Consider the following 14841-nt stretch of genomic DNA (forward strand, 5'->3'; position numbering starts at 1 on the left):
GCTTGCTGAATCTACTGAAATGAGAAAGCAATCAAGCATTTTGAGAAAGCAATATGCTTGAATGCTTGCTGAATCTACTGAAATGAGAAAGCAATATGCTTGAATGCTTGCTCAAATATCACAATGAGAAAGCAAAAAGCTAGGATTTATGCCATTTCTCTTTCACTTTAATAATGATACAAATACCTGGGAGGGGACAGGCATTGCCTGTCCCCTACGAGAAATCTATAGGACTATGATTTGATTGCGTGAAAAAACTCCGTACACTCAAAAAGTCTTCTTTCCTACTCCCCACTTGCAGCCTACGCAAATAATTTCAGGAATCAAACCGGATTCCTATATATGTATCAAGATTTTCGTGAATTGGCATAAGGTAGTAGGGAAACCGTGCATCCTTACTTATTACCGCACAATAAGCCAAACCGAATTAACCCACGCTGATAACCGCGACGCATTAATCCCAGTGATAATGCCCCTTGGATGGTAGTCCAACCAGCATTTAGTAAACCCCAAAAGGCTTGGGGAGTAAATGCAGAATCAATCACTACATTCCAAAAGGGGGCGACAGCTGTTGACCAATCGGCGGTGCGGATATTATGTAATGGTAGTTGATGTGCGATCGCTTCGTACTCTGGCAAAGAAATCACATAAGGCAAACAATACACCCGATAAATATCCTGCAAGTGCTTTTGTTCATCCGCCGTTAGTGGAGACTCACCAGTTGGTCGATGACACCAAGTCACCATAATTAACTTACCACCAGGCTTTAATACTCGGTAGCACTCCTGAAGAAACTTGGTTTTATCTGGCATGTGTTCACCGCTTTCTAGCGACCAAACCAAGTCAAAAGAATCGTCATCAAAAGGCATTGCTTGAGCATTTGCGACTTGGAATTGTGTTCTCAGACTCAAATTAGCTTCCATTGCGCGTTCCGTTGCTCTGGCGGCTTGTACAGGACTCAGTGTAATCCCTGTAGCCTTAGCATTAAACTTTTGTGCAAGGTATAAAGAACTGCCGCCAATACCACAACCCACATCTAGGATATTGTCTGCTGCTTGTACCCCAGCCCAATTTAGCAGTTCTTCGATTAAATCAACTTGAGCCTGACGACGGTCTTTTTTCTGGCTACCATCAGCGCCGTAATAGCCGTGGTGCATGTGTTCGCCCCAAATCTGTTCCCACAGCCCGGAGGAAGCATCGTAAAATTGCTGAATTTGCTGGTAAAGTGTTGCGCTCATGTTCTAAGTTCTTGAAGTCTTACTTGAAGAAGTTTAGAAGATATTTTTCTATTTAGAAATTGATATTAGTTTTTCTTTCTAAAGTATCAAAATAGAAGTCTAAAAAAACTCCCCTCTAGAATGAATAGCCCTGGTATTCAGATTGGTAAAATTGATTGATAAAATTCTTTTAGGCAAACAGGCGATAATTAGCGATCGCAGGCTCTATTTGACCTTGTTGTTGCAAGGCGATCGCTAAGTTAAAATAAGCGTTGGCATTACTACTATCTAAATTAATTGCTTTTTGGTATGCTGCGATCGCATCCTCAAACTGTCCTTGTTCATACAGCGCCAAACCTAAATTTTTTCACTCCTCATAACTCAGAGTACCCACCGCAAAAGAAAAAATTCCAAACTCCAAACTCCAAACTCCAAACTCCAAACTCCAAACTCCAAACTCCAAACTCCTAACTCCTAACTCCTAACTCCTAACTCCTAACTCCTAACTCCAAACTCCAAACTCCAAACTCCAAACTCCAAACTCCAAACTCCTAACTCCAAACTCCTAACTCCTAACTCCTAACTCCTAACTCCTAACTCCTAACTTTTAACTTTTAACTCCCACAGCTGACGGCAAAATTAACATTGCATCGCCGAATGAATAAAAGCGATATCCAAAAGCGATCGCTTCGTTGTATATATTCAATAACCGTTGTCTGCCAATTAGCGCACTTACCAACATCAGCAAACTGGAACGCGGCAGGTGAAAATTAGTAATTAAACCATCCACCACCCGCCATTGATAGCCCGGATAAATAAACAGGTCTGTTTTCTGACAAAATGGTTGTAAATTCCCAGATTGAGCCGCCCCTTCTAAAGCCCTTACTGCCGTTGTTCCCACAGCAATAATTCGACCGCCAGCTGCTTTAGTGGCGCGGATTTGCTCTACTGTAGCGGCGGGGACTTCAATCCATTCTTCATGCATCTCGTGGGTAGTTACATCCTCCACTTCCACAGGGCGAAATGTACCCACACCAACGTGTAGCGTTATAAAAGCTTGATTGATATTGCGATCGCGCAACTTTTGTAATAATTCTGTTGTAAAGTGTAATCCTGCCGTCGGAGCTGCGATCGCTCCTGGTTGTTTAGCATAAACTGTCTGATACTGCTCATCAGCAGCTGCTGAAGTAGTAATGTACGGTGGTAGCGGCACTTCACCAAATACCTCTAACAGTTGCACCAAAGATTTTCCCTCTGGCACATCAAATTGCAACAAACGCCCCCCTGTTGCTTTCTCTGTTTCTAGAACCGTAGCCGTGAGGAGGTGAGGGGATGAGGGGGATAAAGAAATTAATTTATCTCCCCCTGCTCCCTCATCTCTCCCCGCTCCTTTGGCTTCAAAAATAATCTTCGCTCCCTGTTTGAAGCTTTTTCCTGGCTTAACTAAAGCTAACCAACAGTTATACTGCCGTTCTTCCAACAGCAACACCTGGATTTTACCACCAGTGGATTTATGACCATAAAGCCGCGCTGGAATGACTTTTGTATTGTTCATAACCAACAAATCACCAGACCGCAGCAGTTTAGGTAAATCATGGAAAATGTGGTGCAGGGGTGGTGTTTCGATGCCTGTAGTCGGAGAATCAACCACGAGTAGCCGCGAGCTATCACGAGGAACTGCTGGATTTTGGGCAATGAGTTCTGGAGGTAGTTCGTAGTCATAGCCAGCTACCGAGCAATCTAATTCAAAATTTTTTTCTTGTGAGCTAGAGGTGTCTTTCAAATTGGCTTGTACTAGTTTTTGGTTTATTTAGTATTTATACTCTCTTAAAAAAGCTGGTTTTAGCTTTCCCTTCTAAAGGAACTTTAAGGGATTTTCGCCCAGTTTCATTAGTTGACTATAAGATGGGTAATATTAGGTAACACGGAAAGATTAATATAAAAATTGGGTAAACCTCCCCATCTAAAAACGGGGGCTTTTACCCTACCGGGAACAGGCACTGATTGACGAATATATATATGTAGGATTGGCTTTGATCCCAAGCACCAACAAACATGGAATACTTGTACTATCTGGCAAATGCCAGTCTAACCCTGAGGGTCGTTCAACACCTGCACGCTAGACCCCAGACACCAGTTTCTTTCGTCACCGTAATTCATCAAATTGATGGCTGGGTGGTTAGGATAAAACTCAAAGGTCAAGTTTCGCCCCAAGAAGATGGCGACTTTCGCGCTTTTCTAAATGAATTAGGAATTAGCTACGAACCGCCAATGAGGGTGCAAATGGCACTTTGGAGTTTGGAAGCCGGACAATGCCCAGTGGACGTGATGCGTCGCTATCAGGTTGCGATCGTCTCTCATGGTAGCCCAGAGAGAGATGAAATCGAAGCGTTCCGGCAACAATTTGTCAGGGGCTTAGGCTACTGTCCAGAAACTTTGGCGTGATGCTCTAAATGTTGTAACGCCACTACAATATTATTGGTCATTGGTAATCAAGATATTTTATCGATTACCGATTAACCATTATCAATTGAAGAGTCGAAAGCTGCCAGAATATATTCTTGCAGCTTAAACTTGTATCCTGCTGCTGATGAAGTAGCTAGAGCTTCCTCGCTTGCTGTAACCCCAGTCAGATTTTTTGATATCCTTTGACAGTAGACAATAGCAACATCAAATCGACAAGAATAATCTGCCTTCTCAGGGTACTGGGCTAAAAACATTTCAGCAGTCCGACAGATTTTTGCTTGCTTTTGTGGGGTGATTGCGCTTCTTCCCCCTGCATCCCAACTACCTGAACTGCGGGTTTTGACTTCCACAAATGCCAATAATGAGTGGGGAGTGGGGTATTCTCCTCTGCTCCTCTGCTCTTTTCCAGTTACTCCATGATATTCAGCAATAATATCGATTTCTCCCCAGCGACTAGAAAAGCGACGATGCAGAATTATCCAACCTGTAGTTTGCAACCATTGGGCTACTAGGTCTTCTCCTAATTCACCAATATCTGGACAATGCATATAAACTTTAGTATTCTCGGTTATTTAATTCAACAGGAAAATAAGGGGCGTGTAAGCTTGAATTGGTATTCATAAAAATATTTTTAAAGGAATTTTGCGCTAACATCTCTGACTCAAGGATAATGAGATAGAGGAGGGGTCGCCATTGGCTAAAAATCGCATGAATTCTAAGTTAAGCATCCGAATTTGGGCAAGCATACTCAGCTTATTCTTTTGGGGAATAGTTGGCATCACCGCAACAGTCGGTTTTGCTCCAACAGTTTTGGCACTTGAATATAATAAAGAAATTTTGGTTGACGCTGATTTCTCAGGACGTGATTTAACAGATTCCAGCTTTACCAAAGCTAATCTTCGTCAGAGCAACTTCAGCCATGCTAATTTAAACGGTGTCAGCTTCTTTGCAGCAAATTTGGAGTCTGCGAATTTGGAGGGAGCCGACTTGAGAAATTCCACTTTAGACTCAGCTCGTTTAGTCAGAGCAAATTTGACAAATGCACTGTTGGAGGGTGCTTTTGCTGCTAACGCCAGATTTGATGGTGCAATCATTGACGGGGCAGATTTTACCGATACGTTGCTGCGTTCCGATGAGCAAAAAAAATTGTGCAAACTTGCCAAGGGAACTAATCTCATTACAGGACGAGATACGCGTGACACGTTATTTTGTCCTTAGTATTTTCTAGCTGGGAATTGGGAATTGGGCATCCCTTGGGCTTACCCAGGCTCCGGCTCCATCGAGCGACTTGTACTGATTGACTTCGCTCAAGGCAAGTCGCTCAGTACAAGTCCCCATTCCCTAGTTATAAAATATTGAGCAACTACCAACCACTCGCACCAATCTTTTCACAAACAATTTTCATTCCTTTGCCTGGTGAAGAAGTTGCTACAAAAGGGATTTCTCCTTTTTCCTTATCCTCTTCAAGTAGCTGTCCTTCTGGGCCGTAAATTGCAATGCGATTGCGAAAAAGCCGCGATTCTGTGCAAGATGCATCGAAGGTAGTCTCGAAAATGCCATCTCCGTAGATACCGTAAAGCTTGTATGTCGTACCCTTAATAGTTTTTGTGTCCAGAGCTACGCTGTTTCCCAATTTATCATGCCCTACAGTGATATATCTTTCTACATCTTGAGCGATCGCTGCGCCAACACCTTCGGCGATCGCACTACCACTGCTCAATAAAACAGCGATCGCCACCATACCGCATATTTTAAAATACATACGCTTTAAAAATATAAGATTTCATATATTTTTATCCCCAATCAAAGTCGTTCTGGCACTGTAGAAGCACTGAAATAATATGTAGCAATGTAGAAGTAAGATAATCTAAAATTTAAAATCTAAAATTGAATGCTAAATAAACGCTTTTATCACATTGGCTTTGGACAAGACGATTTAGGTTCATCGCCTCCCATCATTGCCTTATTATCTGGCGATCCAGAGCGATCGCGTCTAATTGCCCAAACTTATTTACAAGATGTCCGCTTGTTGTCGGAGAATCGCGGACTCAATAGCTATGTAGGATATTTGCCTAATGGTCGCACCATTTTATCAGCTACTAGTGGTATGGGTGCGCCTTCATTAAGTATTGTTGTGAATGAGTTAGTACAAGTAGGAATTCGGCAAATTATTCGCATTGGAACTTGCGGATCAATTCAATCTTATATACCAGTCGGTAGCGTTGTTATTAGCAGTGCAGCATTGTGTCGCCAAGGTGCAGCAGATGACATTGCGCCTGTGGAGTATCCAGCCGCAGCCGATCCGTTTCTCACAGTCGCTTTAGTTAAAGCCGCACGAGAATTAGAGGTTGAACATTACATAGGAATTACGGCATCAGTTGATACTTTTTACGAAGGACAAGAACGCACTGATTCAGCGAATCCAAATTTAATGCGATCGCTGCATGGTATTACAGAAGAATATCGGCGATTAAATATCTTGAATTATGAGATGGAATGCGGCACATTATTCAAAATGGCAGGAGTGTATAATTTTGCTGCTGCTGCTGTTTGCGGTGTAGTTGCTGGGCGTAGTGTTAGTGAAAATATCATCTTAGAACAAAAAGATATTGCTGTTAGAAATGCGATCGCAACTGCTGTACATGCAGCAGAAACCCTTGAATAATAACAAAATTATCTTATCTCACTTCTTAATTTGCCAGATTTAATCTGCTCTAAGTAGTTTTATCATGTCTTTACTTAATCTTTAATTTATCAATCAGTAATTCTAGATAATATGTATTGAGGAAAATACAATTTTATCTTCTTGAGACACATAAATAAACTGTAAAAAAAATCACTAGCTAACTTGAATATAGATAAAATGTGTGATTAAGATGCTTTTTCGGTTAGAATACTCAACTGAATTCTGAAGGCTGGCGCTTTTATTCTGTTCGATAATTATAATACAAACAATAGCATTTGTTTTAAAAATTGTTGTAATCAAGGTTTAAAAACTTTGCTTTTCATCTTAGAAAGATGGATTTACAGGAAAAATTTTTGCAGCTATTATGATGAATTAAGCTATTAAAAAATATCAGCAAATTTGGAGAAAAATATAACATGAAGAATGCTTGGAGGCGTTGGATTACGACCGTTAACCTAGCTGCGATGTTTACGATGGTCTACGCCTACATACTAATACCGACGCTGATATTTTTAGTATTCTCTCATCGGGCAACAGCTGACGATCCAGGAGCATGTTACATGATAACTTCTTCTGGTAAAACCGTTGGATTGGGAAGGCTTTGTGGCAATGTAGCCGTCCCTTTAGAAAAGAGAGTTTTTCGAGTCTCAATTAAACGCCGCTTTGGTGGAACTCCTGTGATTGATGTCACCTTCAACGACAAAAAAACCTTTGAAATGATTGTAGATACAGGTTCGAGTGAAACTATTATCACTCAAGGGATGGCGAATACACTTAAACTCCAGGCTACAGGTACCATGCAAGCCCAGATTGCCGACGGTAGCCAAGTAGAATTCTCAACCAGTGAGGTAACATCTATTGCAGTAGGTGGAGTTACAGCTAATAATCTTCAGGTAGCGATCGCACCAAAAGCAAGCATCGGCTTACTGGGTCACGATTTCTTTGGCAACTATGATATTAAAATTCTGGAAAAAGAGGTCGAATTTCATCACCGCTAAAGTTCGCAGATAAATTCTTACTTGACAAATAATGCTAGTTTCTGAGTAGAGGCGTAATTTGGCAACACTTGATTCAATTTTGCTTCATTGAGATGTAGATGATCTGACAACACGGCAGAGATAACATCCCGAAAATCAGTCGTAATAGCTAAATCCCGACCTTGGTAAAGTTGGGATGTAGATAGACCAGGCCATTCACCGTAAATACCACCGCGAATTTTACCGCCCAAAACCCACATAACATTCCCATGACCGTGGTCAGTACCACCGTTATCATTTTGCTTGACTGTACGACCAAACTCAGACATCACGACAATTGTCGTATTCTGATAAACGCTCCCTAAACCTTCGACCAAAGTTGCTAAACCCAAACCCAATTTTTTTAAGTTCCGAGCTAACTGTCCTTGAGTGCTACCTTGATTAACATGGGTATCCCAACCCCCTAAAGCCATAAACCCTAACTCAATTCTGGGGTCTTTGAGCATTAATTGCCCCAATCGTTGGGCATCACTGGCGAAGCCATCAGGTGAAGGCGCACCATTATTTGCCATTTTCATTTCACTATCTAGGTCATTGACGATCGCTTGATGCGCCATTCGTCCTTGGCGATAGGTCTGACTTAGGGCATCATTACCGTCATAAAGTCGATCGAATGCTGCTGCTAATTCAGGACGATCTATTGGCAGTCTGCTAGTATTTCTCCCTGATGCTATGTTAGCTACAGGCATCCGACCAGAAAAAATCCAGGGCGTTGTTTCTCCAACACTTACTGCTTGGATGGGTGTTTTTTGAGAAATTCCCCCTAGTAAACGATTCATCCAACCATCCTGAGTATGTTTGTCACCAGGGGTAGCGTTTTCCATGTATTGTTGAGCATCAAAGTGAGAGCGAGTTGGATCGGGGGAACCACAAGCATGAACAAATGCCAGATTATTCTCTTGCCATTTGGGCATCAAAGCAGCTAATGCTGGATGCAACCCAAAACGCCCATCTAAATCTATTACTCCCCCTTCCTTCCCAGGTTGGGGAATAGCAATTTGCGGTCGGGCTTGATAATAAGCTGTTTCTGAGTAAGGAACTACAACGTTTAAACCGTCTACCGCCCCCCGGAGGAAGATTACAATCAAGCGCTTCTGGTTGCTGTTGTAGGTAGCGGATCTAGCTACCCAAGCATTGCTACTTATGGCTGTGATTGCCGCAGCTGAAAAAATTCCACTTTGGATCAGAAAATCACGTCTTTTCATCTTTAAAAGTACTCAATTATGACTGTTTTAAATTTGGTAGAATATAAGTTATCTGTGCCTTAAGAGGGCGTAACTAACGCCGCATAAATTCTGGACTGCCCAAGATTAAAGCACTACGAATTTGAGAGTCACTAGAGGCGATCGCCTTTTGGGTTTTCACTGAAAAAGAATTGCCTAATGTATTGGTTAGTTGCAAAGCATCTACAGGAATACTGGCTAAAGTTTGTAAAGTTCTTTGCTGTGTGCCGACTTGCCCTTGTCCCAGTATTTTGTCGCCCTCTTGCATATTTGTTGGGATACTTGATAAGGGTAAATTTCCGTTAGCGATCGCACTGGCAAAGCTGAGGCGGCGGTTCATTGCATCAGGATTTAACCACACATCTGCTGTGTTTTTGTAACCATCTGGAGTTGGGCAACGGTATAGAGGCATTGCTAACTGTTGCAGCAGGTTGGAGATTGGTCTTGTGTTATTCACTTCTATACCTGTAGCTCGCACCGCCGAGATTGCGTATTCATAAGGTGTTTTAAACTTGGCATTAAAGTTTTTTGGATTCCAGAATTCCCGGCTGTGGAATAGGGTATTGAGAACCTCACGAATATTGCCATCAGTGGCAAGATAACGTTGTGTGAGATGATTTACTAAATTGGAGTTTGGGCGATCGCTGACAAAATATTGAGCTATCTGATAGCTGATGTGACGTGCAGTCGCCGGACTTTGAGCCAAAATATCCAAAGCTTCCTCCCCTTGGGCTTCACCACCGCTTTTAATTGTGTGTCCCAGGAAAACTTTGTCGCTAAAATCATGACGCTTTGGATTGAAGTAAAATCCAAAATTATTATCTGTCTGCTGACCGGAACGACTGAAACCCCAGCCACTCAAAATCCGCGCCAGAGCAATTACATCTTGCTGAGTATAACCTCCATCTACGCCGAGAGTGTGTAACTCCATCAGTTCGCGGGCATAGTTCTCATTCAAACCTCGGATATTTCCCTGAGCATCGGGGCGGCTGTCAGCCCGATTTTGGAAGTTGTCCAGATAAAACTGCATGGCTGGATGATGAGCAGTTGCCCCTAACAGGTCACGAAAGCGACCCAAAGCGTAAGGTCTAATTGCCTGTTGTTCATAAGCTCCCACCCAGAGGCGATCGCGTCCTTTAGCAGCATCCACATTAAAATGGTTATACCAAAAGTCCACTATCACTTCCTGGAGTTGTCGCTGACTGTTAGTCGCTTGTAATAACCGCGCCTGGACTGCCTCATTTAGCACCTGTTGACCCCGCTTGTTAGCAGCTTTTATTTCTTCAGGGCTAGGTTTTTGTCCTGGAAGATGAGTTGTGCCATATTCTAATAGTTCCACCGGATTCAAGTGGAAAGCATCTAGCTGGTTTAGTTGGCTAGTCAGACTTTGCGATTCTGGAATAGAGTCGGGTGAGAGTTGCTCTTGAATGTATCGCTCTACACCCATAGATTCCACTCTTTGCACATCTTGGGGACGAGGCCCAAAGCTGAGGCGATTAATTATATGTAATACTTTTGGGTCAACAGATGTGGAGGCTGCATTACTGGGGTCAATTCCTCCCAGTAAGATTAACAGCAACAACACCCAATATTTCGGCTTTAAAGTCATAGAGTTAACAAAGTTTGGGGTTTTTTTTAAGTAAAGAGCTTCTATCAAGCAGCGCGAATTGAATGCCTAAATCTAAATCCCTATCACTTTCAGGTAATTGCGATCGCAAAGCGTGCCTCCGGCTCTATTACAAATTACGAATTACGAATTACGAATTATTTAACAAATGGTGGGGGTTTAAGTCCCCTGCTTCTATCAAGCAGTGCGTTTTGTGTCGGGGTCTAAATCCCCGTCACAAAACGTAATTGCGAATGGGCGAAAAAGCGAATTGTTTTAATTGTGCTGTGCTGGAGGTGCAGGATTTTTCTTATACATGCGTTCGGCGAATTTCTGCCGTTGCTCTGGGTTCAAGATTTCCCGAATAGCAAGGGTATTTTCAAACTTGGTATCAGCAAGCTGCTGCTTTACAAGCTTAATTTGGTTATATTTAGCACGCACTTGCTCTTTAGTAGCTGTCCCAGCTATCAGGTCATGTAATTCCTCTTGCCCAAGACGTATTTCCTCTGATTTTTGGGCTATCTGCTGTTTAGATTGATTACGGATTTCTTTAATCTTTTGCAGTTGCTGGGATGTCAAATTCAAATCCTTGAGCCATCCCCCTGATTTACCATGATTTGTTCGAGGTACACTTATGGGGGTTTGGGCAATGACTTGGCGTGAAAGTAGAGTTGGCTTGGCCAGAGCAATAGTGCTACCAAGGGCAATCATTGCCACCGCCAAAATCGAAACACGACGGATTAACATCAAACCGATCTCCTATTCAGTATCTAAGTCTGTAAAATGCCATACATCACTTTCCAGATGTTCGTTACTGACTGTACCTTGCCAATTACTTTCAATAAAAGTTTCCAATGTCGCAAGTTCAGCCGGACTCGGTTGAGCCGGTATAAAGGCACGGTAGCCAACTATAGCAGCTACTAAGCCAGCAGCAACAGGCAGAACAAACCTTATCCTTGAATAGTGGCGTAAGGGTGACAAAGGCCAAGCTTTCACCTGTTGTAAAATTTGTTGTTCTAAATCAGGCGAGGCTGGCTGAACTTCTGGGCGATATTGGCAGAGAAAATTAACTAGGTCAGGATCATCATTGGGCAACTGAGTCATAGCTGTACTCCTTGGTTTTCCAGAAATTGACGCATGGCAGCACGAGCATGGAATAGGCGTGATTTGACTGTTCCCAGGGGAATGTTTAGGATTTGTGCTACCTCTTTTTGAGGTACTTCTTCCAAATCATGCAAAACCAATATCGTGCGATGGTCAAAACTTAGGTTTGCTAGTCCCCGTTGCACAAGGTCTTGATAATGCAGATTCATTAACTCTGGGGCTTCCTGTTGGGTAGGAATTTTTTCACTGAGAATCTGTAATTGAGTTCGCCTTTTAACATCTGCTTGTCGGTGGTCACAAGCCACGTTCCAAGCGATTCGGTACAGCCAGGTAGAAAACTTTGCTGTTTGGCGAAACTTGGGCAATCCTTTCCAGGCTTGCAGAAACACTTCCTGCACGACATCATCTAGGCTGGCAGGAGTACAGAGTTTATAGAGGATTGACCTCACTTTTTGCTGATGCCGTCGGTAAAGCTGACCGTAGTTTTGGGTATCACCCCGCAAGCACTGCTGTACTAGATAACTGTCAGATTCGCTTTCTGATTCACCAATCAATTGATTTGCTTTATTAACCTCGGCTGGCACAACTAACACCTGAGGCTTTCTCCTCTATCCGTTTCCTTGGTTGTATTTATTAGACCGGATGAATGGAAAAAAGGTTCAAATGGGTTAGAAGTTTGGGCATAAGCAACATCGCATCAAGGTAACTACGGCTCTCAAGATGTAGCTTTTCATTAATATCTTTATCTGAAACACGATCCAGATCCAGGCTACACAACGAGCAATTAATAACACAGCTAGTATTGTTTGAACCTTTTTTAAAACAGAGAAGTCTAAAACTATAGATTTCTGGTTCAATCAAAGGTATATGGTTATGAACATCAAAAGAATTATCTCATCTTGTTTGTTAGGCATTTTGCTAACTTCGAGTGTTTTAGCAGAGCGTGCATCTGCTCAGGTAGAAGTAATTTTGGGAAACAATCACCAACATGAGTGGCGCGAACGAGAACAAAGAAGGCTGGTATGGCTACGTAGAGAGCGCGAAGAACGTGAGCGCCGTGAATGGCTACGTAGAGAACATGAAAAACGTGAATTCCGCTTTAGGCATCAGTATGACTATCGATAAGAAATCACTTTAAGTTTTGAACATTAGCAGTTAGTATACTAGCTCGATAAAGAGTAGAAGGGAGGCAGTAACTTCCCTTTTTTTGTGGCATCAGAGGAAAAATCTTTATTCTTTGTTTGCTCATCAACTCAAGTGCGGCATCCAAGTACAACGCAATTATGACCAACATCTTCCTAAAATCCTTGCTTATGGCAGCGAACTCAATTTATCACCCTTGTTTATACACCGTAGATTCCACATACAGAGGTGCAGATGCGATTATCTAAAATCCCAATTTGGTATGATTTATTTTTCCCAGTCCCTGAGTACAATGCTGATTAGTGTCGCCCTTTGTCATACCAATTGAATTGGCTATTGAATTTGACAGCGATCGCCTTATTGTCAAGCCCCAATTTAGAATAGTTTGGTGGTCGTGTATCAGATTCTGGCGAAGGGCGCTGGAGTGCGATCGCAGCAATTGACGAATCTTTACCGACTCCGGTATTAAGTTCAGCGCTCTTTGCTGGCTTTTACTGGCGCGGCGAAGCAGATGCCAACAAACTTTTGTCAGCCATGCGCTATCAGTTTGGCGGCGATCATAAAAAAGCTAATTCCTCAAGAGGTTAGTTATGGGAATTCCTGAGTCAGACGCACTGGTATTTTTTGGGGCAACAGGGGACTTGGCTTACAAGAAAATCTTCCCCAGCCTTCAGTCAATGGTACGGCGGGGCCATCTCAATGTCCCAGTGATTGGCGTTGCCGGACGACCTTGGACGACGGATCAACTTAGGGAAAGGGCGCGTGATAGCCTAGAACATCATGGTGGTATAGATCAAGTCGCATTTGACAAACTTTCTGGACTACTCCAATACGTTGCAGGTGACTACAACAAACCAGAAACTTACGAAAAATTACATCAAGCCCTTGGTGATGCCACTTGTCCCCTGTACTATCTGGCAATTCCACCAAGCCTGTTTGCACAAGTAGTGTCAGGATTGGGCGAATCAGGCTGTGCTAAAAATGCCCGGGTGATAATTGAAAAACCATTTGGACGGGATTTGAAATCAGCACGCGAGTTAAATCAAATTGTGGCATCAGTTTTTCCCGAATCATCCATCTATCGCATCGACCATTACCTGGGCAAAGAACCACTGCTGAATTTACTCTATTTTCGGTTCGCCAACTCTTTTCTCGAACCCATCTGGAATCGCAACTATGTTGAAAGCATCCAAATTGTGATGGCCGAGGACTTTGGCATTCAAGGAAGGGGGCGCTTCTATGAGGAGACTGGTGCAATTCGGGATGTGGTGGAAAACCACATGCTGCAAGTATTGGCTTCAGTGTGCATGGATGCTCCCGCCAGTACGGCTGCTGATTCTATCCGGGATGAAAAAGAACGTATTCTCAAAGCTATACCTTCACTGCAACCTGATGATATTATTCGCGGTCAATTTTCTGATTACCACAACGAAGAAGGTGTTTCTCCTGACTCCCAAGTAGAAACTTTTGTTGCCCTGCGGTTATTTATTAATACGTGGCGGTGGTCAGGAGTTCCCATCTATACCCGGGCTGGAAAGAAATTGCCTGTTAAAACTACTGAGGTGATGGTCAAGCTTAAGTGTCCACCTCTAGATGTGTTCCAGGAGGGAACAAAAGAAAACACTAATTATTTTCGTTTTTTACTAGATCCAGAAGTAATTGTGGGATTGGGTGCTCGCACTAAAATCGCTGGAGAAGATATGATCGGCTCTGTGGTTGAACTCGTGGCCTTTTACGGAGGTGGCGACGAAATGGAACCCTATGAACGTCTCTTGGGTGATGCCATGCAGGGCGCTCCCACCTTGTTTGTACGAGAAGATACCGTAGAAGAGGAATGGCGGATTGTCCAGCCAATTCTCGATAACGTCACACCCGTTTACAAGTATGAACCAAATACATGGGGACCACCTGAGTCAGATAAACTGCTCTTGTCAAGCGATCAGTGGTACAATCCTTTGGGTAAAGAGTAGCATATATTACTCATACACTTAGTAATATAATATCAGTAAGCACAAAGCCTTCTGAGAGCGAAGTTGCTCGTTGTGCTTACGACATTCATCAAGTAATTCGGCATGACTTGGCATGGAAACAGCAGCCACAAGCTGGATTTAATATTAATTTCGATTGCCTAATATCGATTCTGTATGAAGATGCGCTAAACCATATTTAAGTACAAGAAAGAAGAAAGAAGAAAGAAGAAAGAAGAAAGAAGAAAGAAGAAAGAAGAAAGAAGAAAGAAGAACGAACCGCAAAGGACGCAAAGTACACAAAGAAAGAAAGAAAGAAAGAAAGAAAGAAAGAAAGAAAGAAAGAAAGAAAGAAAGAAAGAAAGAAAGAAAGAAAGAAAGAAAGAAAGAAA

General features: G+C 42.6%; 15 protein-coding genes and 1 pseudogene. 6 read left to right on the forward strand and 10 right to left on the reverse strand.

Annotated elements, in window-relative coordinates; genetic code table 11:
• Positions 1 to 395 precede the first annotated feature (395 nt).
• The 3 genes and pseudogenes from V7K73_RS24705 to queA all read right to left on the reverse strand — a co-directional run bounded on the left by V7K73_RS24705 (position 396) and on the right by queA (position 3027).
• Positions 396 to 1238, reverse strand: coding sequence for a methyltransferase domain-containing protein (locus V7K73_RS24705; RefSeq protein ID WP_334883935.1), 843 nt, complete (start codon positions 1236 to 1238; stop codon positions 396 to 398).
• A gap of 181 nt (positions 1239 to 1419) precedes the next feature.
• Positions 1420 to 1581, reverse strand: a pseudogene (locus V7K73_RS24710) (tetratricopeptide repeat protein); the annotation flags it as partial.
• Positions 1582 to 1824: 243 nt separating this feature from the next.
• Entirely contained in the window at positions 1825 to 3027 is a 1203-nt protein-coding gene (queA, locus tag V7K73_RS24715) for a tRNA preQ1(34) S-adenosylmethionine ribosyltransferase-isomerase QueA (protein ID WP_334883958.1), read from the reverse strand.
• Between the two features lie 245 nt (positions 3028 to 3272).
• On the opposite strand from queA, the gene V7K73_RS24720 reads away from it, so the two are divergent.
• The gene (locus V7K73_RS24720; protein ID WP_012412259.1) at positions 3273 to 3662 is read left to right on the forward strand and encodes a hypothetical protein; all 390 of its coding nucleotides are present in this window, start codon (positions 3273 to 3275) and stop codon (positions 3660 to 3662) included.
• A gap of 71 nt (positions 3663 to 3733) precedes the next feature.
• On the opposite strand, the gene V7K73_RS24725 is transcribed toward V7K73_RS24720, so the two are convergent.
• The gene (locus V7K73_RS24725) at positions 3734 to 4231 is read right to left on the reverse strand and encodes a YraN family protein (RefSeq protein ID WP_334883937.1); all 498 of its coding nucleotides are present in this window, start codon (positions 4229 to 4231) and stop codon (positions 3734 to 3736) included.
• Positions 4232 to 4391: 160 nt separating this feature from the next.
• On the opposite strand from V7K73_RS24725, the gene V7K73_RS24730 reads away from it, so the two are divergent.
• Positions 4392 to 4901, forward strand: a complete 510-nt coding sequence (locus V7K73_RS24730; protein ID WP_334883939.1) for a pentapeptide repeat-containing protein — start codon at positions 4392 to 4394, stop codon at positions 4899 to 4901.
• A 145-nt stretch (positions 4902 to 5046) separates the two neighbouring features.
• Here the strand turns inward: V7K73_RS24730 and V7K73_RS24735 are convergent, their stop codons facing one another.
• Entirely contained in the window at positions 5047 to 5445 is a 399-nt protein-coding gene (locus V7K73_RS24735) for a hypothetical protein (protein WP_334883941.1), read from the reverse strand.
• Between the two features lie 129 nt (positions 5446 to 5574).
• Between V7K73_RS24735 and V7K73_RS24740 the strand changes: the two genes are divergently transcribed.
• Positions 5575 to 6348: a nucleoside phosphorylase gene (locus V7K73_RS24740; protein ID WP_334883943.1), complete on the forward strand. Its 774-nt coding sequence runs from the start codon at positions 5575 to 5577 to the stop codon at positions 6346 to 6348.
• 437 nt (positions 6349 to 6785) lie between these two features.
• Positions 6786 to 7367, forward strand: a complete 582-nt coding sequence (locus tag V7K73_RS24745) for a retropepsin-like aspartic protease family protein (protein WP_334883945.1) — start codon at positions 6786 to 6788, stop codon at positions 7365 to 7367.
• 17 nt (positions 7368 to 7384) lie between these two features.
• Here V7K73_RS24745 and V7K73_RS24750 read toward each other — a convergent pair whose 3' ends face one another.
• From V7K73_RS24750 to V7K73_RS24770, 5 genes are all read right to left on the reverse strand, one after another.
• Positions 7385 to 8611, reverse strand: a complete 1227-nt coding sequence (locus V7K73_RS24750; RefSeq protein WP_334883947.1) for a DUF1501 domain-containing protein — start codon at positions 8609 to 8611, stop codon at positions 7385 to 7387.
• Positions 8612 to 8684: 73 nt separating this feature from the next.
• On the reverse strand, positions 8685 to 10238 hold the full coding sequence (locus V7K73_RS24755; RefSeq protein WP_334883948.1) for a DUF1800 domain-containing protein: 1554 nt from the start codon (positions 10236 to 10238) through the stop codon (positions 8685 to 8687).
• 273 nt (positions 10239 to 10511) lie between these two features.
• Positions 10512 to 10982, reverse strand: coding sequence for a Spy/CpxP family protein refolding chaperone (locus tag V7K73_RS24760; RefSeq protein ID WP_334883950.1), 471 nt, complete (start codon positions 10980 to 10982; stop codon positions 10512 to 10514).
• A gap of 12 nt (positions 10983 to 10994) precedes the next feature.
• Positions 10995 to 11339: a hypothetical protein gene (locus tag V7K73_RS24765; protein ID WP_334883951.1), complete on the reverse strand. Its 345-nt coding sequence runs from the start codon at positions 11337 to 11339 to the stop codon at positions 10995 to 10997.
• Positions 11336 to 11923, reverse strand: coding sequence for a sigma-70 family RNA polymerase sigma factor (locus V7K73_RS24770; RefSeq protein WP_334883952.1), 588 nt, complete (start codon positions 11921 to 11923; stop codon positions 11336 to 11338). The genes V7K73_RS24765 and V7K73_RS24770 overlap by 4 nt, the downstream gene beginning before the upstream one ends.
• 289 nt (positions 11924 to 12212) lie before the next feature.
• Here V7K73_RS24770 and V7K73_RS24775 point away from each other — a divergent pair, with 289 nt between their 5' ends.
• Both V7K73_RS24775 and zwf read left to right on the forward strand, forming a co-directional pair.
• On the forward strand, positions 12213 to 12464 hold the full coding sequence (locus V7K73_RS24775) for a hypothetical protein (RefSeq protein ID WP_334883954.1): 252 nt from the start codon (positions 12213 to 12215) through the stop codon (positions 12462 to 12464).
• A 608-nt stretch (positions 12465 to 13072) separates the two neighbouring features.
• Positions 13073 to 14452, forward strand: a complete 1380-nt coding sequence (gene zwf / locus V7K73_RS24780; protein WP_334883956.1) for a glucose-6-phosphate dehydrogenase — start codon at positions 13073 to 13075, stop codon at positions 14450 to 14452.
• Positions 14453 to 14841 lie beyond the last annotated feature (389 nt).

This window comes from Nostoc sp. (assembly GCF_036916975.1).
Classification (GTDB): Bacteria; Cyanobacteriota; Cyanobacteriia; order Cyanobacteriales; family Nostocaceae; genus Nostoc.